Below are 25,499 nucleotides of genomic sequence, written 5' to 3'. Positions count from 1 at the left end.
CTTTGCGCGCCCGCGCACAGGTAAGCCGCGCCGCCGGTGTCCGGCGAGGCGGGGCGCCGCATTACAATAGCGGCCATGACCCGAACTGTGCTGCTTGCCCTCGATACGTCGACCGAATTCTGCTCGGTCGCGCTGCTGTCCGCCGCGCCCGTCGCCGCGGGCGCTTCCATCGCCGATGAACCGCGCGCCTGGGTGCGTCACGAAGCCACTGGCGCCGTGTCCAGCACGCGCCTGTTGCCGGCTATCCGCGAACTGTTCGTCGAAGCGGGCCTCGCGCTTGCCGACTGCGACGCGATCGCTTTCGGCGCGGGCCCTGGCTCGTTCACCGGCCTGCGCACGGCGACGGGCGTGGCGCAAGGGCTCGCCTTCGGCCTGAACTGTCCAGTGGTGCCGGTCGGCACGCTGCTCGCCTGCGCCGAGAGCGCGCGCCTGCGTGATCCGTCGGTCGAGCGGGTGGTGGCGGCGCTCGACGCGCGCATGGACGAAGTCTATTGGGCCGATTTCGCGTGGGACGCTGCCGCCGGCGAATGGCGCACGATCCAGCCGGCCTCGCTCGACGCCCCCGACCGCCTGAATCTGCCGGACGTGCCGTTCACGCTCGCAGGCAATGCCGCTGCGGCGTTCGGCGCGCGGCTGAGCGCCAGTGCCGCGGCTCGGGCTATCGACGGCGCCGCGCTGCCGCATGCCTTGCCGCTCGCCTTCGTGGCGCTGCGCGCCTTGCGCGCCGGGCGTACCGTGCCGGCCGAGCTGGCCGCGCCGGAATATGTGCGCAACAAGGTTGCGCAGACCACGGCGGAACGGCTGGCGGACAAGGCTGAAAAAGCCGGGAAAGCGGACCAGGCCAACAAGGCCGACCAGGCCGCGCGAGCGGCAAGCGCGGCAGGCGCGGCAGAGGCGGCAGGAACCGCGGATGCGGCCACACCCGCTCCCACCGGTCCTCAAGGCGAGGGCGGACGATGAGCGGAGTGTTGCTGGCGGACCGCTACATGTCGCCAATGACCGAAGGTGATCTCGACGAGGTCGCCATCATCGAAAAAGCGGCCTATGAGTTTCCGTGGAGCCGCGGCAATTTCGAAGACTCGCTGCGTAATGGCTATTTCGGCGTCTGTCTGCGCCACGTCACCGGCACCCTGATCGGCTATTGCGTGCTGATGCCGGTGGTCGACGAGATGCATCTGCTGAACCTGTGCGTGGCGCCCGCCGCGCAAGGCGCAGGCGCCGGCCTGTCGCTGCTGCGCGAAGCGGTGCGCATTACGCGCAACGAGAAACTCGACGGGCTGCTGCTGGAAGTGCGGCCGTCGAACCACCGGGCTATCCGGCTTTATGAACGCTTCGGCTTCGCTTCGATCGGCCGTCGCAAAAACTACTATCCGGCGCGTCATCGCAGCCGGGAGGACGCCATCGTGATGCGTTTTTCGTTTGCCAGGGGGGGCGCAGATGGCGCTGCATGAATCTGCATTGGAAGAGTTGGGCCTGGCGCCGCTGTGGGTGAGGCGCGGGATGGGGCAGGCAGCCGGCGAGGCGCTGGAAGCGGCCACGCCCGCCGCAAGCACCCAGCAAACCGCGCACGAGGCCGCCCACGAGGCCGCCCACGAGGCCGCCCACGAGGCCGCCGCGGTCGAGCGCGTGGCGGCCGTGCGGACTCACGACGAGCGTCCGGCGCAACCACGCCCCGAGGCAACGCTACGCGCGCAAGGCGGCGCGACGCCGGCAGCACGGCCCGCGCCGCCGGCCCGTCCGGCTGCGGCTCCCGCTCCCGCCGATGCCACTGCGTCAGCCTCCGCGCCTCCCGACGACGACTTCGCCTGGTTCGACGACCTGCCGTCCCAGCCGCCGTCCGAAGCGCGTGTCGTCCCTGTCGAACCCGTGGAGCGCATCGAGCAAGCCGAACCCTCGCTGCAGACTCTCGACTGGGACGCCCTCGCCGGGCGCGTCTCCGCCTGCGAGCGCTGCCGTCTGTGCGAGAAGCGCACCAACACCGTGTTCGGCGTCGGCGACCGCAACGCCGACTGGATGCTGATCGGCGAAGCCCCCGGCGAAAACGAGGACCGCCAGGGCGAGCCGTTCGTCGGCCAGGCCGGCAAGCTGCTCGACAACATGCTGAGGTCGCTGACGCTCGCGCGCGACACCAACGTCTACATTGCCAACGTCATCAAGTGCCGCCCGCCCGGCAACCGCAACCCCGAGCCGGACGAGGTCGCGCGCTGCGAGCCGTATCTGCAGCGCCAGGTCGCGCTCGTCAAGCCGAAGCTGATCGTCGCGCTGGGCCGTTTCGCCGCGCAAAGTCTGCTGAAAACGGATGCGAGTATTTCGTCGCTGCGCGGCCGCGTCCATGCTTATGAGGGCGTGCCGGTGATCGTCACCTATCACCCGGCGTATCTGCTGCGCGCCTTGCCCGACAAGGCCAAGGCGTGGGCCGATCTGTGCCTCGCCCGCGACACGTGGCAGAAGGCGGGCGGCGAAGCCGCCGCGGCCAACGGATGAACTCGCTCCGGCCGGCTGCGCTTTCGGCCGCGCTTTCGGCCGCTTTCCCGGCCGCTCTGCCTGCGGCACCGTGGGACGCGCTGCGCGAGCCGGCGGTGCGCGATCTCGCGTGGCTGCTGTTCAGCGCCGATCTGTTGCGGGCGCAACCCCCGGTCGGCATGCTGGCGAGCGCGTTCGAAACAGCGGACGAGCTAAACGCCACGCTCGACTGGCTGCACGCCTTGGACGCCGACCCGCTCGACCTGCAACGCGATCTCGCATCGGCGCGCCTGACGCGTCTTGGCCGCTACGCCGAATGTCTGCTGGGCTGGTTTCTGCAGCATGGCCCGGCGGCGCGTCTGATCGCCGCGAACGTGCCGCTGCGGCGCGCCGGCCTTACGCTCGGCGAATGCGATTTTCTGGTTCAGACCCAGACGGGGCGGCGGCTGCACTGGGAACTGGCGGTCAAATGCTATCTGCATGCTGGCGCGGGCCGGGCGCAACTGGCCGATTACGTCGGCCCTAATCTGCAGGACCGCTTCGATCTCAAGCTGGCCCACGTGCTCGATCATCAGTTGCCGCTCAGTGCGCGCGAGGAATTCGCGTCATTGGGACACGCGGGGCCATGGGAACCGCAGATGTTCATCAAAGGCTGGCTGTTTTATCCGCACGGCGAGACGACGGACGATCCGGCGCAAATCGATCCCACGCACACGCGCGGCTGGTGGGCGGCGCGCTCCAGCTGGCCGGCTTTCGCGGCGGACCATGCGCAGGCGTGGCGGATCTTGCCGCGGCTCGAATGGCTCGCGCCGCGCCGGCATGAAGCGGGTGCGGCAGAAGCGGCGGGCCTCGCGTTCGTCGAAGCTGGCGCTTTGAGCGAGCGCGTCGCCCATCAGAACGGCCCGACCATGGTGGCCGCTTTTCATCTCGACGACGCCGGGCGCTGGGTCGAGCGGTCGCGCGGTTTCATCGTGCCGGACGACTGGCCGCAAAAAGCTCAGGCGTTCGCACGGCAGTAGACCCAGTGCTCGCTACGGATCAATGCCGCGTGCACGAGCCGCACAGAACCGCCTCACCACCAACGATAAAAATGATGCACCGGCCCGACGCCGCTGCCGACCTCGAGCTGGTCGCTGGCTTGCAGCGCGCCCGTCAGATAAATTTTGGCGTCGGTGACGGCGCTCGCCAGGTCCGCGCGCTGCGGAATCAGCGCCGCAATCGCCGACGACAACGTGCAGCCTGTGCCGTGCGTATTCTTCACCGGCACCCGCGCGGCGTACAGGCGCAGCGTGCCGCTGTCCTGTACCAGCCAGTCGGGGCTGTCGGCGGCGGCGAGGTGGCCGCCTTTCATCAGCACCGCGCGCGCGCCGAGGGCGCGCAGCGCTTCGCCCTGTTCGATCATCGCGGCTTCATCGGTGGCGGGAGCAACGCCTAGTAACGCAGCCGCTTCCGGCAGATTCGGCGTGAGGAGGTCGGCGAGCGGCAGCAGTTCGTCGCGCACCACGGCCACCGCGTCGGGGGCGAGCAGCGCGTGATTGCTTTTGGAGATCATCACCGTGTCGAGCACGACGTGCTTCGGCCGGTGCCGCCGCAATGCCTCGGCGACCGCCCGCGCGACCTGCGCGTTCGCCAGCATGCCGATTTTCACCGCATCGATGCGGATATCGTCGAACACCGCGTCGAGTTGCGCCGTGATGAATGCCGGCTCGGGGGTGTGAATCGCCGTGACGCCGCGGGTGTTCTGCGCCGTCAGCGCCGTGATGACGCTTGCGCCATAGGCGCCGAGGGCCGAAAAGGCTTTGAGGTCGGCCTGAATGCCGGCGCCGCCGCCGGAATCGGAACCGGCAATCGTCAGGACGTTGGGAATCGGTTGGGTCATGAGGAGGCTGGAAAGAAAGAAGCGCGGACGCGGCGTGAATTGCGCCGCTCAGTGCTTCACTTCGCCGATCAACGCGACCGAATCGAACGCGCGCTGATTGGCCTGATGGCGCCGCATTACGAACCACATCATGATGCACACGAAGGTGCCGAACAGCACGATCACGGCCGACACCGGCACGTCGAGCCACACCAGCACGGCGTACAGGCACAGCATCACGAGCACCGAGAGGTTCTCATTGAAATTCTGCACGGCGATGGAATGCCCGGCCGACAGCAGCACGTGCCCGCGATGCTGCAGCAGCGCATTCATTGGCACCACGAAAAATCCGGACAGACCGCCCACCACCATCAGGAACAGATAGGCGAAGATCAGATAGCCGGGCACGCGCATATGGCCGAAGTACAGGCCCCAATGCGCGGGAAACAGCGTGCGGGTGTAGAACGCCATCAGCATGACGGCAATGCCCATCATGATGCCGACCGGCAGCACCGACAGCGACTTCTTGAGCGGCACGCGCGAGGCCGCGAAGATCGCGCCCGCCGCCACGCCCACGGCGACCACCGCCTGCAGGATGGCCCCCTCCGAGAGCGACATGCCAAGCGACACTTCCGCCCACTTCAGCACGATGAACTGCAAGGTCGCGCCCGCGCCCCAGAAGAGGGTGGTGACGGCGAGCGAAATCTGCCCGAGCTTGTCGTGCCAGAGAATCTGGAAGCAGTCGGCGAAATCGGTGATGAGTTTGATGGGGCCGCGTTCCTGTTGCGGATAACGCGCGCCGGTGTCGGGAATCCGTAGATTGAACAGCGCCGCGATCACGTAGATCGCCATGATCACGAGCATCGCCGCTTCGGCGGGGGTGTCGACGGTGGGGATGTGGTGCCGCAGGATGTGCGAGGCGATATGCGGGCTGATCAGCGCGCCGCCCAATACTGTGCCGAGGATGATCGAGCCGACCGTGGTGCCTTCGATCCAGCCGTTCGCGGCGACCAGCCGGTCAGGCGGCAGCAGTTCGGTGAGAATGCCGTACTTGGCCGGCGAATACGCCGCCGCGCCGAATCCTACGATGCCATAAGCAATCAGCGGATGCGCGCCGACCAGCATCGTGAAACAGCCGACTACCTTGATGGTATTGGTGACAAACATCACGCGCCCCTTCGGACGCGAATCGGCGAAGGCGCCGACAAAGGCCGCGAGCACGACATACGACAGCACAAAGAACAGCTTGAGCAGCGGCGTCATCCAGTTCGGGGCGTGAAGGTCTTTCAGCAGTGCAATAGCAGCAATCAGAAGCGCATTGTCGGCCAGCGACGAAAAAAACTGCGCGGCCATGATGGTGTAAAAACCTTTTTTCATCTGATGCGATGCTGTCCTCGCTGCGGTCTGTCCGCCCCGGCCGTGTGCAAGGCGTCCGGGCTTATTCCGTTCGAAATGGGTTGTGCGCACGGCTTTATATCATGAAAATAGCTGGATTCGGACTAGCAGAATCCTTGATCGCACCGCCCAGCGGGCTCCTGCGCACTGAAAACGCACTGTAAGCTCCTGATTCGCAAGCGTCTTTACGAAAATCTCCCATGCCGCGCCCCCTCTCAGCCACTATCCACACCGCCGCACTCGCCAATAACCTCGCCGTCGTCCGCCGTTACGCCCGCAATTCGAAGATCTGGGCGGTGGTCAAGGCCAACGCCTATGGACACGGCCTCGCGCGCGCCTTCCCGGGTCTGCGCGCCACCGACGGCTTTGGATTGCTCGACCTCGAAGAAGCGGTGAAGTTGCGTGAATTGGGCTGGGCCGGGCCCATTTTGTTGCTGGAGGGCTTTTTCCGCCCCACTGATATTGATGTGATCGACCGCTACAGCCTGAGCACGGCGCTGCATTCGGACGAGCAGTTGCGCATGCTGGAAATGGCGCGCCTGTCGAAGCCGGTCAATATTCAGCTGAAAATGAATAGCGGCATGAACCGCCTTGGCTACACGCCGGAGCGCTTCCGGGCGGCGTGGGAACGCGCGCGCGCCTGCCAGGGCGTGGGCCAGATCACGCTCATGACCCATTTCTCGGATGCCGACGGCGAACGCGGCGTCGAGTACCAGATGGAAGCGTTCGAGCGCGGCGCGCAGGGCATCGCGGGGGCGCGTAGTTTGGCCAATTCGGCGGCCACGCTCTGGCATCCGGCGTCGCACTTCGACTGGGTGCGGCCGGGCATCATTCTGTATGGCGCGTCGCCGTCGGGCGTCACCAGGGCGATCGAAGGCACCGGACTGCAGCCGGCCATGACGCTCGCGTCTGAATTGATCGCGGTGCAGAACGTGGCCGAGGGGCAGACCGTCGGTTACGGCTCGATCTTCAAGGCGCGCGGGCCGATGCGCATTGGTGTGGTGGCGTGCGGTTACGCAGACGGCTATCCGCGTGTCGCGCCGGAAGGCACGCCGGTGATCGTCGACGGCGTGCGCACGCGGGTGGTCGGACGGGTCTCGATGGACATGCTGACGGTCGATCTGAGCCCGTGTCCGACGGCCGGCGTCGGCGCGCGCGTCGAGCTGTGGGGCAACGCGTTGCCGATCGACGATGTCGCCCAGGCGTGCGGCACGATCGGCTATGAGCTGATGTGCGCCGTGGCGCCGCGGGTGCCGGTGCGGGCGGAATAAACGCCGCCGAACGGGTGCTGTGGCATCCAACCAGTCATCAAACAGCAGCAGATACATAACAGGAACGGGCAAGGGCGCGTGGCTAAACAGAAGACGATGTACACCTGCACCGAATGTGGCGGGCAGGCGCCCAAGTGGCAGGGGCAGTGCCCGGCATGTCATGCATGGAATACGCTGGTGGAAACGGTGGCCGAATCGCCGTCCGCGCACCGGTTTCAGTCGCTCGCCAAGAGCGCGCCGGTGCAGCGCCTCGCGGATATCGAAGCGTCCGACGTGCCGCGTTTTTCCACCGGCGTGAGCGAGTTCGACCGGGTGCTGGGCGGCGGCCTGGTGCCGGGCGGGGTGGTACTGATCGGCGGCGATCCGGGCATCGGCAAATCGACGCTGCTGCTGCAATCGCTCGCGGAAATCGCCCGCGACCGGCGCGCGCTCTATATCAGCGGCGAAGAGTCGGCCGCGCAGATCGCCTTGCGGGCGCAGCGGCTATCGCTGCTCGAGCCGGGGTCGACTGCAAGCGAATTGCGGCTGCTCGCCGAAATCCAGCTCGAAAAAATCCAGGCGACTATCGAAAGCGAACGCCCGGATGTCGCCGTCATCGATTCGATCCAGACCGTCTATTCCGAAGCGCTGACCTCGGCGCCGGGTTCGGTCGCCCAGGTGCGCGAGTGCGCGGCGCAACTGACGCGCATCGCCAAGCAGTCGGGCACGGCCATCATCATGGTCGGCCACGTGACCAAGGAAGGTAATCTGGCCGGCCCGCGCGTGCTCGAACATATCGTCGATACGGTGCTGTATTTCGAAGGCGACACGCATTCGTCGTTTCGCCTCGTGCGCGCGTTCAAGAACCGCTTCGGCGCGGTCAACGAACTGGGCGTGTTCGCCATGACCGAGCGCGGCCTGCGTGGCGTGGCGAATCCGTCGGCGCTGTTTTTGTCGCAGCATGAGCAGGTGGTGCCGGGCTCGTGCGTGCTGGTGACCCAGGAGGGCTCGCGGCCGTTGCTCGTTGAAGTCCAGGCGCTGGTGGATGCCGCCAACGTGCCGAACCCGCGCCGCCTCGCGGTGGGGCTGGAGCAAAACCGGCTGGCGATGCTGCTCGCCGTGCTGCACCGCCACGCCGGCATCGCCTGCTTCGATCAGGACGTATTTCTGAACGCGGTGGGCGGCGTGAAGATCACCGAGCCGGCCGCCGACCTCGCCGTGCTGCTGGCGATCCATTCGTCGATGCGTAACAAGGCGCTGCCCAAAGGCTTGATCGTATTCGGCGAAGTGGGGCTGGCGGGCGAGATCCGGCCGTCGCCGCGCGGCCAGGACCGGCTCAAGGAAGCCGCCAAGCTCGGTTTTTCGATTGCGCTGATTCCCAAGGCGAATGCCCCGAAGCAACCGATCGACGGCTTACAGGTTATTGCCGTCGACCGGCTCGAACAGGCCATCGACCGCATCCGGACCCTTGAGTAGACGTCGCTGGCGGCCCATTTATGGAGCCGCTGCTGCGTAATGCTCCGTAAATAACCGGGGCGCGCCTGTAACCAACGCAGCACGCGTATTCCCTAAGCTGGGCGGGTCTGCCATCCCTCTCAAGCGGAAAAGGATCGCGCCTTGAAACAGTCTCATGAAACCATGACCGAGCGTCCGATGCAGGTGCGCGGCGCCCGCGTGTCCGCGCCTATCCGTCAGCCTTGGGGCGGAGCGTGCCGGATCGTCGAATGGATCGATACCACCGGCCAGATCTCGCGCCGCGTCGTCGCCGAAAACGTGACGGCGGATGAAGTGCGTGCCACCATCGACCGGCACGTCGAAGGCCGTAAATATATGCTGCACGACGATGAACGGGCGCCGCGCCAGACTTTGCCGCGCCGGTAGAGGGGGGCGTTTTCGGGGGCACCGCGCGCCATAGGTGCGGCTCTTGGCGACGGCGCCTGCAAATGGCTTCTACCGCGGCAAACCGTCAGCCGCGTCCGGTTCTTCGTTTGCGTTTTCATCCGGTTCGAGGTTCGCTTCCGGATTGAACAGCGGATGCTGTGCCGCCTCCGCCGCCGTCAGCACCGGTGAGACACAGCAATCGAGCGGCTCCAGCAGACGCACCCAATCTTCCAGCGGCCGGCTCGCGATCAGGTCGGCCAGATCCTGTGTCAGCGTGACGGCATCCGGGCCGCCGATGGCCTGGCCGACGCTCCAGTGGCGAAACGCCCATTCCGGGCGATCGAGCGCGTGGCATAGCGTTTCCCAGAACTTGAGCTCCAGCGCGGCGACCGCGAGCCAGCGCCCGTCCTGGGTCCGATACAGGTTGTAGCAGGGCACGCCGCCGTTCAGCAGGCCACCGCCGACGGGCGGCGCGGCGCCGTCGTTGGCGAGGGATACCTGGGCCAGGAAGTTGTTCGCATGGCTGGCGTGCGTTATCGAGACGTCGACGAACCGGCCATTCCCGCCGCGCGCCACATGCCACAAGGCGGCGAGTATCTGCGCGACGGCGCTGGCGGCCCCGCCCAGCAGGTCGGCGATCTGGAAGTTCGGCAAGACCGGCGCGCCGTCGCGGCTCGCCAGTTGTTCGAGGACGCCCGCGTAGGCGATGTAGTTCAGGTCGTGGCCGGCGTGACCGGCGAACGGGCCGGTCGAACCGTAGCCGCTGATCGCGCAATAGACGAGTTTCGGATTAAGCGCGCTCAGGGTTTCGTAGCCGATGCCGAGCCGCTCCATCACGCCGGGCCGGAAGCTCTCGATCAGCACGTCCGCTTCACGCGCCAGCGCCCGCAGCACGGTGCGGCCCGCTTCGGATTTGAGATCGAGCCGCGTCTCGCGCTTGCCGCGATTCACCATCCGGTAGAAGGCGCCGGGGCGCCCGGCGACGCGGTCGCTCGACGCCTGCAGCATCGTGCGGGTGGGGTCGCCTGCGCCCGGCGCTTCGATCTTCAGCACGTCCGCGCCCATTTCCGCGAGGCGCAGGGCGGCGACGGGACCGGGCAACAGGCGCGTCAGGTCGAGTACGCGCAGGCCTTGCAATGCAGCGGGAGACGTCAAGGGCAACCTCTCTCTCGTTTTGAAAACGCGCTGGGCATAGATGCCCACACGGCTAACCGATCTGTTCGAGCTCCTCATGCGTGTCGAGCCATTCGACTTCCAGCGCCTCGAGACGCGCATTCACATCCGCCTGACGGCGGATCGCCTCCGTCAGTTTGGTCTTCTGTTCCGGCTCGTAACTGGCCGAATCGGCAACGAAAGCGTCCAGTGTCGCCTTTTCGGCGTTCAACGCGTCCATTTCCTTTTCGATCCTGTTGATGCGGCTTTGCAGCGGCTTCTTCAGATGCGCCAGCTTCTGACGCGTTTCGGCGTCCTGACGGCGCTGCACCTTGCGGCTCGCGCTGCTGTCTTCGCCGATGCCAGGATTGCTGCCGTTTGCATTGCCTGCCGCGTTCGAGCCGTTGCCGGCCTTCAGCGCCGCGCGCTGTTCGGCGGCGTGCTGCAGCAGCCAGTCGCGGTAGTCGTCGAGGTCGCCGTCGAACGGTTGCAGACGGTGTTTGGCCACCAGCATGAATTGATCGGTGGTAGCGCGCAACAGGTGGCGGTCGTGCGAGACGAGAATCAGGGTGCCTTCGAACTGGGCCAGCGCCATGGTGAGCGCGTGACGCGTTTCCAGGTCCAGGTGGTTGGTCGGCTCGTCGAGCAGCAGCAGATTGGGCTTTTGCCAGATCACCAGCGCGAGCGCGAGGCGCGCTTTTTCGCCGCCCGAAAACGGTGCAATCGCGGCCGTCGCCATCTCGCCGGAGAAATTGAAGCCGCCGAGGTAGTCACGCAGTTCCTGCTCGCGCGTGTCCGGCGCGAGCCGTGCCAGATGCTGCAAGGCCGAGTCCTGCGGACGCAGCGTTTCGAGCTGATGCTGCGCGAAGTAGCCGATGCGCAGCCCCTTGCCTTCGCGGACCTCGCCGCCCAGCGCCTCCAGCGTGCCCGCCAGCGTCTTGATGAGGGTCGACTTGCCCTGGCCGTTCGCGCCGAGCAGGCCGATGCGCTGGCCGTTCTGGATCGACAGCGTGACGTGCTCGACAATCGGAATCTCGCCGCTTTCGTTGCGATAACCGCAGCGCACGCCCTCCATCACCATCATCGGATTGGGCGCGGAATCGGGCGTGCGGAACTCGAACGTGAAGGGCGACGCCGCGTGCGCCGGCGCGATCAGTTCCATTTTTTCGAGCGCCTTGACCCGGCTTTGCGCCTGGCGCGCCTTGGTGGCCTGCGCCTTGAAACGGTTGATGTAGCTTTGCAGATGCTCGACCGTGCGCTGCTGCTTCTCATACGCGCTCTGTTGCAGGGCAAGTTGCTGCGCGCGCAGGATTTCGAACTGCGAATAATTGCCGCCGTAACGCTTGATCTGCTGGTGCTCCAGATGCAGCGTGACGTTACAGACCGAATCGAGAAATTCGCGGTCGTGCGAGATCACCACGAGAGTACCCGGATAGCGGTGCAGCCAGTCTTCGAGCCAGACAATGGCGTCCAGGTCCAGGTGATTGGTCGGCTCGTCGAGCAGCAGCAGGTCGGAGCGGCACATCAGCGCCTGGGCGAGGTTCAGGCGCATGCGCCAGCCGCCGGAAAAGCTCGCTACCGGCAGGCGCGTTTGTTCCAGCGTGAAGCCGAGGCCCAACAGCAGCGCTTCGGCGCGCGCCGGGGCGGTGTAGCCGTCGGCGTCGGCAAAGGCGGCGTGGGCTTCGCCTTCGGCCGCGCCGTCGTGCGCGGCTGACGCCGCCGCAATGGCCGCTTCGATGGCGCGCAAGGCGGCGTCGCCGTCGAGCGTATAGGCGAGCGCGCTTTTGTCGACGGCCGGGGTTTCCTGCGCCACGTGGGCGATCTGCCACGAAGGCGGCATGGAAAAATCGCCGCCGTCCGCGTGCAGTTCACCGAGCAGCACGGCAAACAGGGTCGACTTGCCCGCGCCGTTCGCCCCGACCAGGCCGGCTTTCTCGCCGGGGTTCAGGGTGAAGGTGGTTTGTTCGAAGAGCGGTTTGGTGCCGCGCGCGAGACTGAACTGGTTAAAGCGGATCACAAAGAGGAGGCCGGCTTGGAGAAAACGCTATTTTAGACTGCCCGGTGCAACTCGGGCATTGGCCATTCGGCCGACTGTGCGCACGGCCCGCATTGCGGCATCATGCACCGCACATGCATCGGTCGTTTGACCGACTGTATCGGCAGGGCTTTTCGCATAGACTGGCGGCTTTCAGCAAACAAGTTGCATGAACTGGGGAACATATGACATCGATCTATTCGTTTTCGGCGCGCACGCTCGGCGGCGAGGAAGTCAGTCTGGAACAGTATCGGGGCAAGGTGCTGCTGATCGTCAATACGGCGAGCGAATGCGGTTTCACCCCGCAGTACGCCGGCTTGCAGAAGGTGTACGAAGCCTATGCGGGGCGTGACTTCGTGGTGCTCGGTTTTCCGTGCAACCAGTTCGGCAAGCAGGAACCGGGCGACGCGACGCAGATCGGCAGCTTCTGCGAGAAGAACTTCGGCGTGAGCTTTCCGATGTTCGAGAAGATCGATGTGAATGGCGCCAATGCTCATCCGCTATACCGCTATCTGACCAGCGAGGCGCCGGGGCTGCTGGGACTGGAGGGCATCAAGTGGAATTTCACCAAGTTCCTGGTGGGACGTGACGGCACGGTGGTCAAGCGTTATGCACCGGTGACGAAGCCCGACGCGATTACCGCCGACATCGAGAAGCTGCTGTAAGCGGCGTATCCGTTGCGGTGAACTGACGCCTGGTCGGGGCGGGCGACACACGCGCCGTCCTCTAAAGAATCGGCGAAAACAGTCGCGCGACGTGCATGGTCACGCGCCGCAGCGCCGGCGCGAGCCGGTATTCGCTGCGATCGATCTCGTAGGATTCGGCGAAGTCGCGCAGCAGCATCGCTTCGACTTCGGCGGCAAAGCCACGGTCCACGGTCAGCACCATGATCTCGAAGTTGAGGCGAAACGAACGGTTGTCGAGATTCGCGCTGCCCACGGCGGCGGCCACGTTATCGATCAGCACGACCTTCTGGTGCAGGAAGCCGGGCCGGTAGCGGAAGATGCGGATGCCCGCGCGCACGGAATCGTAGGCGTACAGCTTCGAGGCTTCGAACACCACGTAATGGTCGCGCCGGCTCGGGATCAGGATGCGCACGTCCACGCCGCGCAGCACCGCGAGGCGCAGCGCCGCAAACACCGCCTCGTCGGGTACGAGATAGGGCGTGGTGATCCAGATGCGCTCGCGCGCCGCATTGATCGCCTCGACGAAGAACAGCGAGCAGGTCTCCTGTTTGTCGGCGGGGCCGGTCGGCATGACGAGGCAATGCATGCCTTCGCCGTCCGGCTGGTACTCCGGCATGTCGAACGGCGGCAAGGTCTGGGTGGCCCAGTACCAGTCCTCGGTGAACACGAACTGGATGCTGGCGACCACTGGCCCACGTACTTCGATATGCGTGTCGCGCCACGGCGAGAGCGGCGGCTTGGCGCCGAGATATTCCACGCCGACGTTATGGCCGCCCACGAACGCGCGCTCGCCGTCCACCGAAACGATCTTGCGGTGATTGCGGAAGTTGAGCTGGAAGCGGTTGACGAAGCGCCGATGGGTGGCGAACGGATGCACCTCGACGCCCGCCGCCCGCAGCGCCGTAATGTAGCGATGCGGCAGATCGAAGCTGCCGATGCTGTCGTAGAGGAAATAGACACGCACGCTTTGCTTCGCTTTGGCGATCAGCGCGTCTTTGAGCATCTCGCCGAGCGCGTCGTCGCGCACGATGAAGAACTGCACGATCACGTAGCTGCGCGCCTCGTCGATTGCTTCGAGGATCGCCGCAAAGGTGGCTTCGCCGTTCACCAGGGTACGCACGGTATTGCCCGGCAGGAACGGCATGCCGCCCAGATGTGTCAGGGAACGCACGAGCTGGTGGCCGAGTTCCTCGGTGGGGTGGCCGGCCGAGGAGGCGTGTTCGTCCCAGGCGTGGGGATGAGCCTGGGTGCGCAGCGATTCGTTCTCGAGACGGCGCGCGTCGGCATAGCCCTGAAACTTGCTGCGGCCGAGGAACAGATACGGCACCAGCGTCAGATAAGGCATGGCCACCAGCGATACCGCCCATGCCACCGCACCTTGCGAGGTGCGCGTGTTCAGGATGGCGTGGCACGCCGCGATCACGCCGAGCAGATGGGCGAGGGCGACGAGCGGGGCGATATGAAGCAAGTCGAATTGCATAGGCGCGCGAAGGATTTTTTTGCTTTGTTGTCCGGCGGTGCGGCATCCAGCGGTCTGAAGCCCGGCGTCCGGCATCCGGCATGACAGCAGGGAAGTCGGTCGCGCTCATCTTACCGAACCCGTCCACGTTGCGGTCGGGTTCGGCGGATTCTTTGCAATTCGTTGCGGCGGCAACGCGGAAAACGTGCCGCCAGCAGGCGAGGCGCCGGGCGCCTCAGGTCGGCAAATCGGCCGCCTGAATCAGAAACACGTTGTCATCGCCCGCGCTGGTCGACAGCCACACGAGGTCGAGGCCGCCAAACGCCGCTTCCACATTGGCGCGCTCATTGCCGATCTCGACCACCAGCACGCCGTCGTCGGTGAGCCAGTTGCGCGCCTGCGAAATGATGCGGCGCACGATGTCCATGCCGTCCGCGCCACCCGCCAGCGCCATCTCCGGTTCATGCCGGTACTCGGGCGGCAGGGCCGCCATGGACTCGGCATTGACGTAGGGCGGGTTGGTGATAATCACGTCGTAGCGGCGCTCGGGCAGCGGCTCGAACAGGTCGCCCTCGAACAGCGCGATGCGTTCGTCGAGGCTGTACTCGTCGACATTGCGGGTCGCCACTTCGAGCGCCGGCTTCGACAGGTCGACGGCATCGATATCCGCATTCGGGAATGCGTGCGCCGCAAGCACCGCGAGGCAGCCGGAACCGGTGCACAGCTCGAGCACCGCGCTGACCTGCTCGGGATCTTCGACATACGGCTGCAGACCGTCCTGCAGCAGTTCGCCGATGAACGAGCGCGGCACGATCACGCGCTCGTCCACGTGAAAGCGGAAGCCGTGCATCCACGCTTCCTGCGTGATGTAGGCCGCCGGCACGCGTTCGCTGGCGCGGCGTTCGATCACGCCCAGCACTGCGTCGATTTCCGCGGCGGTCAGTTTGGCGTCGAGAAACGGTTCGAGCAGATCGAGCGGCAGATGCAGCGTATGCAGCACCAGGTAGGCGGCTTCGTCGTAAGCGTTGGCCGAGACGTGGCCGAACGACAGCTCGGCCTGATTAAAGCGCGTCACTGCGAAACGCAGCAGGTCGCGCACGGTGGAAAACGGAAGTGTCATCGGGAAAAGTGTCCTTGGCGGGCTTCGCGGGCGTGGATCAGGCGACGCGTTTTAGGCGACCAGTTGTTCGAGCACGCGTCGGTACACGTTCTTGAGCGGCTCGATATGGGCGACGTCGATATGTTCGTCGATCTTGTGAATGGTGGCGTTCAGCGGGCCGAATTCGACCACCTGTTCGCAGATGCGCGCAATGAAGCGGCCATCCGAGGTGCCGCCGGTGGTCGACAGTTCGGTCGTCACACCGGTTTCGTCCTTGATGGCCTGGGCGAGCGCGTTCGACAGATCGCCGCGCGGCGTGAGGAACGGCAGGCCGCTCACTGACCATTGCAGGTCGTATTCGAGGCCGTGTTTGTCGAGAATCGCGTGCACGCGGCTTTGCAGGCCTTCAACCGTGCTCGCGGTCGAAAAGCGGAAGTTGAACTGCACGTCGGCATGGCCCGGAATCACGTTGCTGGCGCCAGTGCCGCTGTGAATGTTCGACACCTGCCAGGTGGTGGGCGGGAAGTATTCGTTGCCGTCGTCCCAGCGTTCGGCCACCAGTTCCGCCAGCGCGGGCGCGAGCAGGTGCACCGGGTTTTTCGCCAGATGCGGGTAGGCGATATGCCCTTGCACGCCCTTGACGGTGAGCTTGCCGGACATCGAGCCGCGCCGGCCGTTCTTCACCATGTCGCCGAACTGCGCGCTCGAAGTCGGCTCGCCGACGATGCAGTAGTCGAGCCGTTCGCCGCGCTCCTTCAGCGCTTCGACCACCTTGACGGTGCCGTCGGTGGCAGGGCCTTCTTCGTCGCTCGTGATCAGGAAGGCAATCGAGCCGTGATGCGCGGGATGCGCCGCCACGAATTCTTCGCTCGCCACCACGAAGCCGGCAATCGAGGTCTTCATGTCGGCCGCGCCGCGTCCGTACAGCAGGCCGTCGCGGTGAGTGGGCTCGAAGGGCGGCGAGCTCCATTGCTCGAGCGGACCGGTCGGCACCACGTCGGTGTGGCCGGCGAACACCAGCAGCTTGCCGCGCGTGCCGTCGACGCCGCGCTTGACGGCCCACAGGTTGGTCACGCCGTGCGATTCGATGGTCTCGCATGCGAAGCCGAGCGGCGCGAGGCGTTCGATCAGGATGCGCTGGCAATGCTGGTCGTCGGGCGTCACGGACGCACGCGCGATCAGTTGTTCGGTAAGAGCGAGGGTGCCGGACATGGATTCAGTACAAGCCACTTTGAAATGAAAAAATGCCGGCTGCAGGTAAATCACCGCAGCCGGCAACAGCTTCTAACGCGCGCGCGTCGTAAGTCAGGACGCTCAGGCGAACAGCGCTTCGTAGTCTTCAGCAGAAAAACCGAGCGTCTTGACTCGCCCGTTGACCACCACCACAGGCCGCTTGATCACCGAAGGCTTGTGGATCATCAAGGCGATCGCACCCGACTCCGTATCCGCGGCGGCCTTCATGTCGTCGGACAGCGCGCGCCAGGTGGTGCCGCGGCGGTTCAGCAAGGCGTCGAGCTTGACGTCTTTGAGCCAGTCCTGCACCAGCGGCGCCGTCACGCCGGCTTTCTTGAAGTCGTGAAACTCGAACTCGACGCCGTGTTCTTCCAGCCACACGCGGGCCTTCTTCACGGTGTCGCAGTTCGGGATGCCATACACCACGGTTTTGTTGGCGCGTGCCATCAATCGCCTCGCAGCAGCTCGTTGAGACCGACCTTGGCGCGCGTTTTCGCGTCGACCTTCTTGACGATCACCGCGCAGTAGAGGCTATGCGAGCCATCTTTGGACGGCAGGTTGCCCGCCACCACCACCGAGCCGGCGGGGATGCGGCCATACGTGACGGTACCGGTTTCGCGGTCGTAAATTTTGGTGCTCTGGCCGAGGTACACGCCCATCGAGATCACCGAATTTTCTTCGACGATCACGCCTTCCACGACTTCCGAACGCGCGCCGATAAAGCAGTTGTCTTCGATGATGACCGGGTTGGCCTGCAGCGGCTCCAGCACGCCGCCGATGCCCACGCCGCCCGACAGGTGGACGTTCTTGCCGATCTGCGCGCACGAGCCGACGGTGGCCCACGTATCGACCATCGTGCCTTCGTCGACGTAGGCGCCGATGTTGGTGTACGACGGCATCAGCACGACGTTCTTCGCGATGAACGAGCCGCGCCGCGCGATGGCGGGCGGCACCACGCGGAAGCCGCCGGCCGCGAAATCTTCAGCGGTGTAGCTGGCGAACTTCGAGGGCACCTTGTCGTAGAACTGGGAGTAACCGCCAGCCGGCATGGGCGCGTTGTCTTCGAGACGGAACGACAGCAGCACCGCTTTCTTCAGCCATTGATTGACGACCCAGTCGCCGTCTTTCTTCTCGGCGACGCGCAACACACCCTTGTCGAGCTGTTCGATGGCGTGCGCGACGGCCTCGCGCACCTCGGCGGGGGCGGCCTTCGGCGACAGCTCGGCGCGGTTTTCCCAGGCGTTATCGATGATCTGCTGAAGTTGTTGCGACATATTCGTGAGTAGAGAAAAGGTGAGATGGAGTTGAAGCCTGAAGAAGCGGGGCGGCGCGAGACGCGCTCAGCGCCTGAGCGCCCGGCAAAAGTCGACGATCCGCTGCGCGCCCTGAGTGCATTCGTCGACGTCGGCGACGAGCGCGAGGCGCACGAAATTGCGGCCGGGGTTCGTATTGTGCGCCGTGCGCGCCAGATACGAGCCCGGCAGAACCGTCACATTATAGTCGGCGTAGAGGCGCCGGGCGAACTCGGTATCCGAGAGGCCCGTGCCGGAGACGTCGGCCCAGAGGTAAAAGGCGGCGTCGGGCAGACGCACGTCGAGCACCTCGGCCAGCATCGGCGTGACGGTGGCGAACTTCTGCACGTACTTCGCGCGGTTCTCGCGCACGTGGGTTTCGTCGTTCCACGCGGCGATGCTGGCGGCCTGATATACCGTCGACAAGGCCGCGCCGTGGTAAGTCCGGTAGAGCAGGAACTGCTTGAGGATGGCCGGGTCGCCCGCCACGAAGCCCGAGCGCATGCCGGGCACGTTCGAGCGCTTCGAGAGGCTCGAGAGCATCACCAGCCGTGAGAAATTGCGGCCGAGTTTGTGGGCGGCTTCCAGACCGCCGAGCGGCGGCGTGGCTTCGTCGAAGTAGATTTCCGAGTAGCACTCGTCTGAGGCGATCACGAAGCCGTAGCGGTCGGACAGCGCGAACAGCTCGCGCCAGTCTTCCAGCGTGAGCACGGCGCCCGTCGGGTTGCCCGGCGAGCAGACGTACAGCAGTTGCGTGCGCGCCCAGATGGCTTCCGGGATCGACGAGTAGTCGCAGGCGAAATTGCGGGCCGGATCGCTATTGGCAAAATACGGCTCGGCGCCGGCCAGCAACGCCGCGCCTTCGTAGATCTGGTAGAACGGGTTCGGGCAGAGTACGATCGCGGGCTCGCCTGCGGCATTGCGCTTCGGGTCGATCACGGTCTGCGCCAGCGCGAACAGCGCCTCGCGGGACCCGGCGACGGGCAGCACTTCGGTGGCCGGATCGACCGGCGGCAGGTGGTAGCGCTTCGTGACCCAGTTGGCAATCGACTCGCGCAAGGCCGGCGAGCCCAAGGTTGCCGGATACGACGCCAGGCCGCCGAGCGAGGCGATCACGGCGTCGCGGATCAGCGCTGGCGTCGGATGTTTCGGCTCGCCAATACCGAAGCTGATGTGCGGCAGGGCGGCGGGCGGCGTGACATCCGCGAAAAGCGCGCGCAGCTTTTCGAAGGGATAGGTCTGGAGGGAGTCGAGTAGCGGGTTCACTGGGCGGATCGAGCCTGATCGAAGACGGGCAGAGTGACGGACACGCGCGGGGGCGGCAATCGCCGTGGCACGATGACCGGAAGGCGACAGGGCGACGATTGAGCGGCACCCGCGGCGGACCGATGATTATAGCGTGGCTGGCGTGCCGCAGGGCCTCGCGGGCCGGCCCCGGACGGCCCCGAACAAACAGATTGGGACTGGGAGACGCAATGCAGGCGGTGCTCGAGATCGACATGAAACGCAACACGAATCCGGCAAGACGGCGCCCGACCGCTGTTCGCGTGTCCGGCGCAGTACAGCAGAAGCAGGGCGCCGCGCAATGAGCGGCTCAACCGGTAACTGGCTGCGCACCAGCTGGCCGACGCTCGCCATCATGCTGGGCGCGTCGGTGTGGGGCGTAATCTGGTATCCGCTGCGCATGCTGGCGGCGCTTGGCGTGACCGGCACCGCCGCGAGCGCCCTGACGAGCGGCGCCGGCTGCCTGTTCGTGCTGCTGGTGCGCCGCCGCGCCATCCGCACGGTGCGCTGGCACTGGTTGCTGCCCGCGCTGGCATTGGCGGCCGGCGTCACGAACCTCGGCTTCGTGTGGGGCTCGATCCACGGCCAGGTCATGCGCGTGCTGCTGCTGTTCTATCTCACCCCGGCATGGACCGCGCTGTTCGCCCATTTCATCCTGCACGAGCGCCTGACGTGGAGCGGCGTCGCGCTCGCGGCGCTGTCGCTGGCGGGCGCCATGGCGATGCTCTGGTCGCCGCAGATCGGCTTGCCGGTGCCCGCCAATCTGGCCGAGTGGGGCGGTCTCGTCGGCGGCATGGGCTTCGCCATGAGCAATGTGCTGATCCTGAAGACGAGCCGCGACCTGCCCGGCATGAAAGCGGAAATGCGCACGGCGACGATTTTCGGCGGTGCGGCGATCTTCGGCGCCTGCGCCTCGCTGTTCGAAGCCATGCCCAATCCGCCTGCCGGCGCGCATCTCGGCATGGCGGCGCTGCTGGTGCTGGGCCTCGGTTTCCTGCTGGGGTCGAACAACATGCTGGTGCAATACGGCGTGGCGCGTATTCCGGCCAACCGGGCCTCCATCATCATGCTGTTCGAGATCGTGGTGACGGCGCTTTCCGCCTGGCTCTTTGCCGGGGAAACGCCCGGTCCGCGCGAATGGGCGGGCGGCGCGTGCATCGTGCTGGCGTCGGTGCTGTCGAGCTGGGTGCATCGCACGCGCAGCCAGGAGCAGCTTGGGAGCCGCCCGCCGCATCAATCGACGGCCTGAGCGCCGGAATGGCTCCCGGGCGATGGTATGATTGCCCCTGCTTGCCGATGTGCGCCTTGCCGGGCGTGCGCGGCGCCCGTATCGCGGAGTTGGCGCGAGTCGTGTCGCAGTAGCGGCGAACGGCGCGCGCGGCCCTTGCGGTCCATCTTCTATTTCCCTTTTCAATCAGCGATATCGCCGTGCGTCTGACCTCGATCAAACTCGCTGGCTTCAAGTCATTCGTCGATCCCACGCATTTCCAGGTTCCGGGCCAGCTGGTTGGCGTGGTCGGTCCCAATGGTTGCGGCAAGTCCAACATCATCGACGCCGTGCGCTGGGTGCTCGGCGAATCGCGTGCTTCCGAGCTGCGCGGCGAGTCGATGCAGGACGTGATCTTCAACGGCTCCACGGCGCGCAAGCCGGGTAGCCGCGCCAGCGTCGAACTCGTGTTCGACAACGCCGACGGCCGCGCCGCCGGGCAGTGGGGGCAGTATGCCGAAATCGCCGTCAAGCGCGTGCTGACGCGCGACGGCACCTCGAGCTACTACATCAACAACCTGCCGGCGCGCCGCCGCGACATTCAGGACATCTTCCTCGGTACGGGCCTCGGGCCGCGTGCCTACGCCATCATCGGGCAGGGCATGATTGCCCGCCTGATCGAGGCGAAGCCGGAAGAGCTGCGGGTGTTTCTCGAAGAAGCCGCCGGCGTGTCGAAGTACAAGGAACGCCGCCGCGAGACCGAGAGCCGCCTGCACGACACGCGTGAGAATCTGACGCGGGTGGAGGACATCGTCCGCGAACTCAGCGCGAATCTGGAAAAGCTCGAAGGCCAGGCAGTCGTCGCGACCCGATTCAAGGAACTCCAGGCCGACGGCGAAACCAAGCAGCGTCTCCTGTGGCTCTTGCGCAAGAACGAAGCCGGTGGCGAGCAGGAGCGTCAGAAGCGCGCCATCGAACAGGCGCAGATCGACCTTGAAGCTCACACGGCCAAACTGCGCGAAGTCGAAGCGCAACTGGAAACGCTGCGGGTTGCGCACTATTCGGCCAGCGACGCGATGCAGGGCGCGCAAGGCGCGCTCTATGAAGCGAACGCCGAAGTCAGCCGCCTCGAGGCCGAGATCAAGTTCATCGTCGAGTCGCGCAATCGGGTGCAGGCGCAGATCGCCGCACTGACCGCGCAGCGCGAACAGTGGCTGTCGCAGGCGCAGAAGGCTCAGGACGATCTGCAAGACGCCGAGGAACAACTGGCCGTCGCGGAAGAAAAAGCGGCGCTCGCCGAAGACGAGGCCGCGGCGAAGCACGACGCCATGCCGGCGCTCGAAGCGCGCTGGCGCGATGCGCAGACGCAGCTCAACGAAGAGCGCGGCGGGATTGCCCAGACCGAGCAGGCGCTCAAGCTCGAAGCGGCGCATCAGCGCAACGCCGACCAGCAACTGCAGCAGTTGCAGCAGCGTCACGAGCGGCTGAAGTCGGAAGAAGGCGGTCTCGACGCCCCCGACGAAACCCAGCTCGAAGAGTTGCGCATGCAGCTGGCCGAGCACGAAGAGATTCTGCACGACGCCCAGGCGCGGCTCGCCGACGCCCAGGAGACGCTGCCGCGTCTGGATGGCGAGCGGCGCAGCGCGCAGGACCGGGTGCAGACGGAAACGGCGCAGATTCATCAGCTCGACGCCCGTCTCGCGGCGCTCAGGCAATTGCAGGAGAACGTCCAGACCGAGGGCAAGATTCAGCCCTGGCTGGAAAAGCACGAACTGAACAGCTTGCCGCGTCTGTGGAAGAAGCTGCATGTCGAAGCCGGCTGGGAAACCGCGCTGGAGGCCGTGCTGCGCGAGCGGCTGGCGGCATTGGAAGTGTCGAATCTCGACTGGGTCAAGGCCTTCGCCACCGACGCGCCGCCCGCCAAGCTCGCCTTCTATGCACCGCCCGCGGCGGGTGCGCCGGCGGCGGGTGCCGGCACGTTGCGCCCGCTGCTGTCGCTGGTGCGCATTGACGACGCCGGTTTGCGCGCTGTCCTGAACGACTGGCTCGGCCTTGCCTTCGTGGCCGACGATCTGGCGCAGGCGCTCGCGACGCGTTCGCAACTGCCGGAAGGCGGCTCGTTTGTCGTCAAGGCTGGCCACGTGGTGACGCGAGTCGGCGTGCAACTGTATGCTGCCGATTCGGAGCAGGCTGGCATGCTGGCCCGTCAGCAGGAAATCGAAAGCCTGACGCGCCAGGTGCGCGCCCAGGGGTTGCTCGCGGACGAAGCCAAATCGGCGGCGATTCGCGCCGAGGCCGCGCACACGCAAGCCGCGCAGAGCTTGACCGACGTGCGTCAGCAGGCCGAGCGCGCCACCCAGCGCGTCCACGCCTTGCAGATGGATGTGCTCAAGCTCACCCAGGCGCACGAGCGCTACACGCAGCGCAGCACGCAGATTCGTGAGGAACTCGAAGAGATCAAGGCCCAGATCGACGAGCAGCGGGCGCTGCGCGGCGACTCGGAGACGAACTTCGAGCGTCACGACGCGGAACTGGCCGAATTGCAGGCGCGTTTCGAAGACAACCAGTTGGCCTTCGAAGCCCTCGACGAAGAATTGACCGCCGCGCGCGCGCAGTCGCGCGATCTCGACCGCGCTGCCACCGACGCACGCTTTGCCGCGCGCAACATGGCGAACCGCATCGACGAGCTGAAGCGCAGCATTCAGGTGGCGCACGAGCAGAGCGAACGGGTCGCCGCATCGCTGGAAGACGCTCGCGCCGAACTCGAAACCATCAACGAGCAGACCGCGCATACCGGCTTGCAGGGCGCGCTGGAAATCCGCGCGGTCAAGGAGGAGGCGCTGCACGCCGCACGTCTCGAACTCGACGACCTGACCGCGAAGCTGCGCGCCGCCGACGAGACCCGTCTCACGGCGGAACGCGCGCTGCAGCCGCTGCGCGATCGCATCACCGAACTGCAACTGAAGGAACAGGCCGCGCGCCTGAACGCGGAACAGTTCATCGAGCAACTCGCCGCAGCAGGTGTCGACGAGGCCGAATTGCAGGCCAAGCTGACGCCGGACATGAAGCCGTCCTACCTGCAGGGCGAAGTCACGCGTCTGAATAACGCGATCGCCGCGCTGGGGCCGGTGAACATGGCCGCGCTCGATGAGCTGAAGGCCGCCACCGAGCGCAAGAGCTTCCTCGACGCGCAATCGGCCGACCTGAATAGCGCAATCGAAACCCTCGAAGACGCGATCCACAAGATCGACCAGGAAACCCGCACGCTGTTGCAGGGGACTTTCGATCAGGTGAACCTGCATTTCGGCGAACTGTTCCCGCGTCTGTTCGGCGGCGGTCAGGCGAAGCTGATCATGACCGGCGACGAAATTCTCGACGCCGGCGTGCAGGTCATGGCGCAACCGCCGGGCAAAAAGAACTCGACGATTCACCTGCTGTCGGGCGGCGAAAAAGCGCTGACCGCGACGGCGCTCGTGTTCGCCATGTTCCAGCTGAATCCGGCGCCGTTCTGTCTGCTCGACGAAGTGGACGCGCCGCTCGACGACGCCAACACGGAGCGCTTCGCCAATCTCGTGCGTGCAATGTCGGACAAGACCCAGTTCCTGTTCATTTCACACAACAAGATCGCGATGGAAATGGCCCAGCAACTGATCGGCGTGACGATGCAGGAGCAGGGTGTGTCGCGGATCGTCGCGGTCGACATGGAAACGGCCGCGGGTTTCGCCCAGAATATCGTTTGAGATCGGACGGCGCCTGCCTGCGCCCCGCTGCGGCTTCGATGCCGCGCGGCGCAGGCTTAAGCAAGGTGCCGCGCAAATAGAAGAATTGCTGATGGAGCATGCATGGACGAGTTGACACTCGGTTTGATCGGCGCGGGTGCCGTGGTGGTCGGGGGTGTGGTGGTGTACAACGCATGGCAGGGCGCAAAAGTGCGCCGCCGGATGCCGCGGCCGATGCCGGCCGACACCGCCGAAGCCTTTGCGCGGGACGAGCAGGAAGAACAGAGCCCGTTCATCGAACCGGCGCGGCCCAGCCAGCGGCGCGAGCCGGTTGCGCCGGACGAGGCGAGCGATAGCGGCTCGCGCGTCGAACCGACTTTCGGCACAGCCGCACCGCTCGATACGCCGGCGGACATCCAGGCCGAAACCACGACGCCGAACGGCTTCCCCGAGCAGGAAGGCGAGGCCGCCAAGGGCGACATCGAGGAACCGGTCGAGCCCATCCTGCCCGCAGCGACGACGATTTCCTCGGCGCCGCCGGCCATTGTCGACCGCCGCATCGACTGCATCGTGCCGATTCGTCTGGCCGGCCCATTGGCGGGCGACAAGGTGATTCCGCTTGCGCAGCGCCTGCGCCGTGCCGGCAGCAAGCCGGTGCACATCGAAGGCAAGCCGGAAGGCGGCGGCGCGTGGGAGTTGCTGCAGAACGGCGTGCGCTACGAAGAATTGCGCGCCGCGGCGCAGCTCGCCAACCGTAGCGGCCCGCTCAACGAACTCGAGTTTTCCGAGTTCGTCACGGGCGTGCAGCAGTTCGCTGACGCAATCGACGCCGCGCCGGAATTCCCCGACATGATGGAAACCGTTGCCATGGCGCGCGAGCTCGACGGCTTCGCCGCGCAATGCGACGCGCAACTGTCGATCAACGTGCTGTCCGATGGTGCACCGTGGTCGGCGAATTACGTGCAGGCGGTGGCTTCGCAAGACGGCCTGCTGCTCTCGCGCGACGGCACCCGTTTCGTCAAGCTCGACGCGAAACAAAGCCCGGTGTTCATGCTGCAGTTCGGCGATACCAACTTCCTGCGCGACGACCTCACGTACAAGGGCGGCCAGATGATCACGCTGGTGCTCGACGTGCCGGTGGCCGACGAAGACATTCTGCCGTTCCGTCTGATGTGCGACTACGCGAAGTCGCTGTCGGAGCGGATTGGCGGCCGTGTCGTGGACGACGGGCGCCGGCCGTTGCCGGAAACCGCGCTGCTGGCAATCGAAAAGCAGTTGATGACCCTGTACGCCAAACTCGAGCAGGCAGGCATTCCGGCGGGTTCGCCGGCTACGCGGCGTCTGTTTAGCCAGTAAGCGGGGTTTGTTGCGGCGGTTGCTGGTGCTGTTACCGAGGCGACCGCGGCAATCGTTGTTACCGTTGCTGGTGCTGCTGGTGCTGCTAGTGCTGCAACCGCTGCTGCCGGTTTTTGGCGCCCTTGCCGTT

21 protein-coding genes are annotated in these 25,499 nt (G+C 65.8%); 11 read left to right on the top strand and 10 right to left on the bottom strand.

What is annotated here, in order from left to right; translation table 11 throughout:
- The first annotated feature begins 75 nt into the window (after positions 1 to 75).
- From tsaB to FQ755_RS32545, 4 genes are read left to right on the top strand one after another with little or no spacing between them, the layout of a single operon-like run.
- Entirely contained in the window at positions 76 to 960 is an 885-nt protein-coding gene (gene tsaB, locus FQ755_RS32560) for a tRNA (adenosine(37)-N6)-threonylcarbamoyltransferase complex dimerization subunit type 1 TsaB (RefSeq protein ID WP_144161063.1), read from the top strand.
- The gene (gene rimI, locus FQ755_RS32555; RefSeq protein WP_144161060.1) at positions 957 to 1,451 is read left to right on the top strand and encodes a ribosomal protein S18-alanine N-acetyltransferase; all 495 of its coding nucleotides are present in this window, start codon (positions 957 to 959) and stop codon (positions 1,449 to 1,451) included. Before tsaB ends, rimI begins: the two co-directional genes overlap by 4 nt.
- Positions 1,438 to 2,484 (top strand): uracil-DNA glycosylase family protein, encoded by a 1,047-nt coding sequence (locus tag FQ755_RS32550; protein WP_144161057.1) that lies wholly within the window; start codon positions 1,438 to 1,440, stop codon positions 2,482 to 2,484. Before rimI ends, FQ755_RS32550 begins: the two co-directional genes overlap by 14 nt.
- Positions 2,481 to 3,482 carry a DUF1853 family protein gene (locus tag FQ755_RS32545; RefSeq protein WP_144161055.1) on the top strand — a complete coding sequence of 334 codons (1,002 nt, stop codon included), beginning with the start codon at positions 2,481 to 2,483 and terminating at the stop codon, positions 3,480 to 3,482. The genes FQ755_RS32550 and FQ755_RS32545 overlap by 4 nt, the downstream gene beginning before the upstream one ends.
- A 53-nt stretch (positions 3,483 to 3,535) precedes the next feature.
- On the opposite strand, the gene thiD is transcribed toward FQ755_RS32545, so the two are convergent.
- Both thiD and lplT read right to left on the bottom strand, forming a co-directional pair.
- Positions 3,536 to 4,342 carry a bifunctional hydroxymethylpyrimidine kinase/phosphomethylpyrimidine kinase gene (thiD, locus tag FQ755_RS32540; protein ID WP_144161053.1) on the bottom strand — a complete coding sequence of 269 codons (807 nt, stop codon included), beginning with the start codon at positions 4,340 to 4,342 and terminating at the stop codon, positions 3,536 to 3,538.
- A gap of 48 nt (positions 4,343 to 4,390) precedes the next feature.
- Complete coding sequence (gene lplT / locus FQ755_RS32535; protein ID WP_144161050.1) at positions 4,391 to 5,698, bottom strand: lysophospholipid transporter LplT; 1,308 nt, start codon at positions 5,696 to 5,698, stop codon at positions 4,391 to 4,393.
- A gap of 218 nt (positions 5,699 to 5,916) precedes the next feature.
- On the opposite strand from lplT, the gene alr reads away from it, so the two are divergent.
- The 3 genes from alr (at position 5,917) to FQ755_RS32520 (ending at position 8,847) form a co-directional block, all read left to right on the top strand.
- The gene (alr, locus tag FQ755_RS32530) at positions 5,917 to 6,987 is read left to right on the top strand and encodes an alanine racemase (protein ID WP_144161047.1); all 1,071 of its coding nucleotides are present in this window, start codon (positions 5,917 to 5,919) and stop codon (positions 6,985 to 6,987) included.
- Positions 6,988 to 7,065: 78 nt separating this feature from the next.
- Positions 7,066 to 8,442, top strand: coding sequence for a DNA repair protein RadA (radA, locus tag FQ755_RS32525; protein WP_144161044.1), 1,377 nt, complete (start codon positions 7,066 to 7,068; stop codon positions 8,440 to 8,442).
- A gap of 141 nt (positions 8,443 to 8,583) precedes the next feature.
- A complete protein-coding gene (locus FQ755_RS32520; protein WP_144161042.1) occupies positions 8,584 to 8,847 on the top strand; it encodes a DUF2866 domain-containing protein in 264 nt (87 codons plus the stop codon).
- Positions 8,848 to 8,916: 69 nt separating this feature from the next.
- On the opposite strand, the gene FQ755_RS32515 is transcribed toward FQ755_RS32520, so the two are convergent.
- Both FQ755_RS32515 and FQ755_RS32510 read right to left on the bottom strand, forming a co-directional pair.
- Positions 8,917 to 10,002 carry a CaiB/BaiF CoA transferase family protein gene (locus tag FQ755_RS32515; protein WP_260858983.1) on the bottom strand — a complete coding sequence of 362 codons (1,086 nt, stop codon included), beginning with the start codon at positions 10,000 to 10,002 and terminating at the stop codon, positions 8,917 to 8,919.
- Between the two features lie 52 nt (positions 10,003 to 10,054).
- Positions 10,055 to 12,016 (bottom strand): ATP-binding cassette domain-containing protein, encoded by a 1,962-nt coding sequence (locus FQ755_RS32510; protein ID WP_144161039.1) that lies wholly within the window; start codon positions 12,014 to 12,016, stop codon positions 10,055 to 10,057.
- 203 nt (positions 12,017 to 12,219) lie between these two features.
- Here FQ755_RS32510 and FQ755_RS32505 point away from each other — a divergent pair, with 203 nt between their 5' ends.
- A complete protein-coding gene (locus FQ755_RS32505) occupies positions 12,220 to 12,699 on the top strand; it encodes a glutathione peroxidase (RefSeq protein WP_144161036.1) in 480 nt (159 codons plus the stop codon).
- A 61-nt stretch (positions 12,700 to 12,760) separates the two neighbouring features.
- Here the strand turns inward: FQ755_RS32505 and cls are convergent, their stop codons facing one another.
- From cls to dapC, 6 genes are all read right to left on the bottom strand, one after another.
- The gene (gene cls, locus FQ755_RS32500) at positions 12,761 to 14,200 is read right to left on the bottom strand and encodes a cardiolipin synthase (RefSeq protein ID WP_144161033.1); all 1,440 of its coding nucleotides are present in this window, start codon (positions 14,198 to 14,200) and stop codon (positions 12,761 to 12,763) included.
- Between the two features lie 214 nt (positions 14,201 to 14,414).
- Positions 14,415 to 15,299 carry a 50S ribosomal protein L3 N(5)-glutamine methyltransferase gene (prmB, locus tag FQ755_RS32495; protein WP_144161030.1) on the bottom strand — a complete coding sequence of 295 codons (885 nt, stop codon included), beginning with the start codon at positions 15,297 to 15,299 and terminating at the stop codon, positions 14,415 to 14,417.
- A 51-nt stretch (positions 15,300 to 15,350) separates the two neighbouring features.
- Positions 15,351 to 16,490 (bottom strand): succinyl-diaminopimelate desuccinylase, encoded by a 1,140-nt coding sequence (gene dapE / locus FQ755_RS32490; protein ID WP_144161027.1) that lies wholly within the window; start codon positions 16,488 to 16,490, stop codon positions 15,351 to 15,353.
- A 102-nt stretch (positions 16,491 to 16,592) separates the two neighbouring features.
- Positions 16,593 to 16,958, bottom strand: coding sequence for an ArsC family reductase (locus tag FQ755_RS32485; RefSeq protein WP_144161024.1), 366 nt, complete (start codon positions 16,956 to 16,958; stop codon positions 16,593 to 16,595).
- Positions 16,958 to 17,785, bottom strand: coding sequence for a 2,3,4,5-tetrahydropyridine-2,6-dicarboxylate N-succinyltransferase (gene dapD / locus FQ755_RS32480; RefSeq protein ID WP_144161021.1), 828 nt, complete (start codon positions 17,783 to 17,785; stop codon positions 16,958 to 16,960). Before dapD ends, FQ755_RS32485 begins: the two co-directional genes overlap by 1 nt.
- A 66-nt stretch (positions 17,786 to 17,851) precedes the next feature.
- Positions 17,852 to 19,069 (bottom strand): succinyldiaminopimelate transaminase, encoded by a 1,218-nt coding sequence (dapC, locus tag FQ755_RS32475; protein WP_144161018.1) that lies wholly within the window; start codon positions 19,067 to 19,069, stop codon positions 17,852 to 17,854.
- Positions 19,070 to 19,388: 319 nt separating this feature from the next.
- On the opposite strand from dapC, the gene FQ755_RS32470 reads away from it, so the two are divergent.
- The 3 genes from FQ755_RS32470 (at position 19,389) to FQ755_RS32460 (ending at position 25,369) form a co-directional block, all read left to right on the top strand.
- Positions 19,389 to 20,336 carry a DMT family transporter gene (locus tag FQ755_RS32470; RefSeq protein ID WP_144161015.1) on the top strand — a complete coding sequence of 316 codons (948 nt, stop codon included), beginning with the start codon at positions 19,389 to 19,391 and terminating at the stop codon, positions 20,334 to 20,336.
- A 179-nt stretch (positions 20,337 to 20,515) separates the two neighbouring features.
- Positions 20,516 to 24,034 carry a chromosome segregation protein SMC gene (gene smc / locus FQ755_RS32465; protein ID WP_144161012.1) on the top strand — a complete coding sequence of 1,173 codons (3,519 nt, stop codon included), beginning with the start codon at positions 20,516 to 20,518 and terminating at the stop codon, positions 24,032 to 24,034.
- A 102-nt stretch (positions 24,035 to 24,136) separates the two neighbouring features.
- Positions 24,137 to 25,369 (top strand): cell division protein ZipA C-terminal FtsZ-binding domain-containing protein, encoded by a 1,233-nt coding sequence (locus tag FQ755_RS32460; protein WP_144161009.1) that lies wholly within the window; start codon positions 24,137 to 24,139, stop codon positions 25,367 to 25,369.
- Positions 25,370 to 25,499 lie beyond the last annotated feature (130 nt).

Source organism: Paraburkholderia sp. BCC1885, from assembly GCF_900996235.1.
Classification (GTDB): Bacteria; Pseudomonadota; Gammaproteobacteria; order Burkholderiales; family Burkholderiaceae; genus Paraburkholderia.
The sequence above is the reverse complement of the archived record's forward strand: the minus strand, read 5'-3'. Positions and strand labels throughout refer to the sequence as shown.

Excerpts from the sequence above, each read along its gene's own strand:
- tsaB (WP_144161063.1), top strand. The coding sequence starts at position 76 with ATGACCCGAACTGTGCTGCTTGCCCTCGATACGTCGACCGAATTCTGC.
- rimI (WP_144161060.1), top strand. The coding sequence starts at position 957 with ATGAGCGGAGTGTTGCTGGCGGACCGCTACATGTCGCCAATGACCGAA.
- FQ755_RS32550 (WP_144161057.1), top strand. The coding sequence starts at position 1,438 with ATGGCGCTGCATGAATCTGCATTGGAAGAGTTGGGCCTGGCGCCGCTG.
- FQ755_RS32545 (WP_144161055.1), top strand. The coding sequence starts at position 2,481 with ATGAACTCGCTCCGGCCGGCTGCGCTTTCGGCCGCGCTTTCGGCCGCT.
- thiD (WP_144161053.1), bottom strand. The coding sequence starts at position 4,342 with ATGACCCAACCGATTCCCAACGTCCTGACGATTGCCGGTTCCGATTCC.
- lplT (WP_144161050.1), bottom strand. The coding sequence starts at position 5,698 with ATGAAAAAAGGTTTTTACACCATCATGGCCGCGCAGTTTTTTTCGTCG.
- alr (WP_144161047.1), top strand. The coding sequence starts at position 5,917 with ATGCCGCGCCCCCTCTCAGCCACTATCCACACCGCCGCACTCGCCAAT.
- FQ755_RS32505 (WP_144161036.1), top strand. The coding sequence starts at position 12,220 with ATGACATCGATCTATTCGTTTTCGGCGCGCACGCTCGGCGGCGAGGAA.
- cls (WP_144161033.1), bottom strand. The coding sequence starts at position 14,200 with ATGCAATTCGACTTGCTTCATATCGCCCCGCTCGTCGCCCTCGCCCAT.
- prmB (WP_144161030.1), bottom strand. The coding sequence starts at position 15,299 with ATGACACTTCCGTTTTCCACCGTGCGCGACCTGCTGCGTTTCGCAGTG.
- dapE (WP_144161027.1), bottom strand. The coding sequence starts at position 16,490 with ATGTCCGGCACCCTCGCTCTTACCGAACAACTGATCGCGCGTGCGTCC.
- FQ755_RS32485 (WP_144161024.1), bottom strand. The coding sequence starts at position 16,958 with ATGGCACGCGCCAACAAAACCGTGGTGTATGGCATCCCGAACTGCGAC.
- dapD (WP_144161021.1), bottom strand. The coding sequence starts at position 17,785 with ATGTCGCAACAACTTCAGCAGATCATCGATAACGCCTGGGAAAACCGC.
- FQ755_RS32470 (WP_144161015.1), top strand. The coding sequence starts at position 19,389 with ATGAGCGGCTCAACCGGTAACTGGCTGCGCACCAGCTGGCCGACGCTC.
- FQ755_RS32460 (WP_144161009.1), top strand. The coding sequence starts at position 24,137 with ATGGACGAGTTGACACTCGGTTTGATCGGCGCGGGTGCCGTGGTGGTC.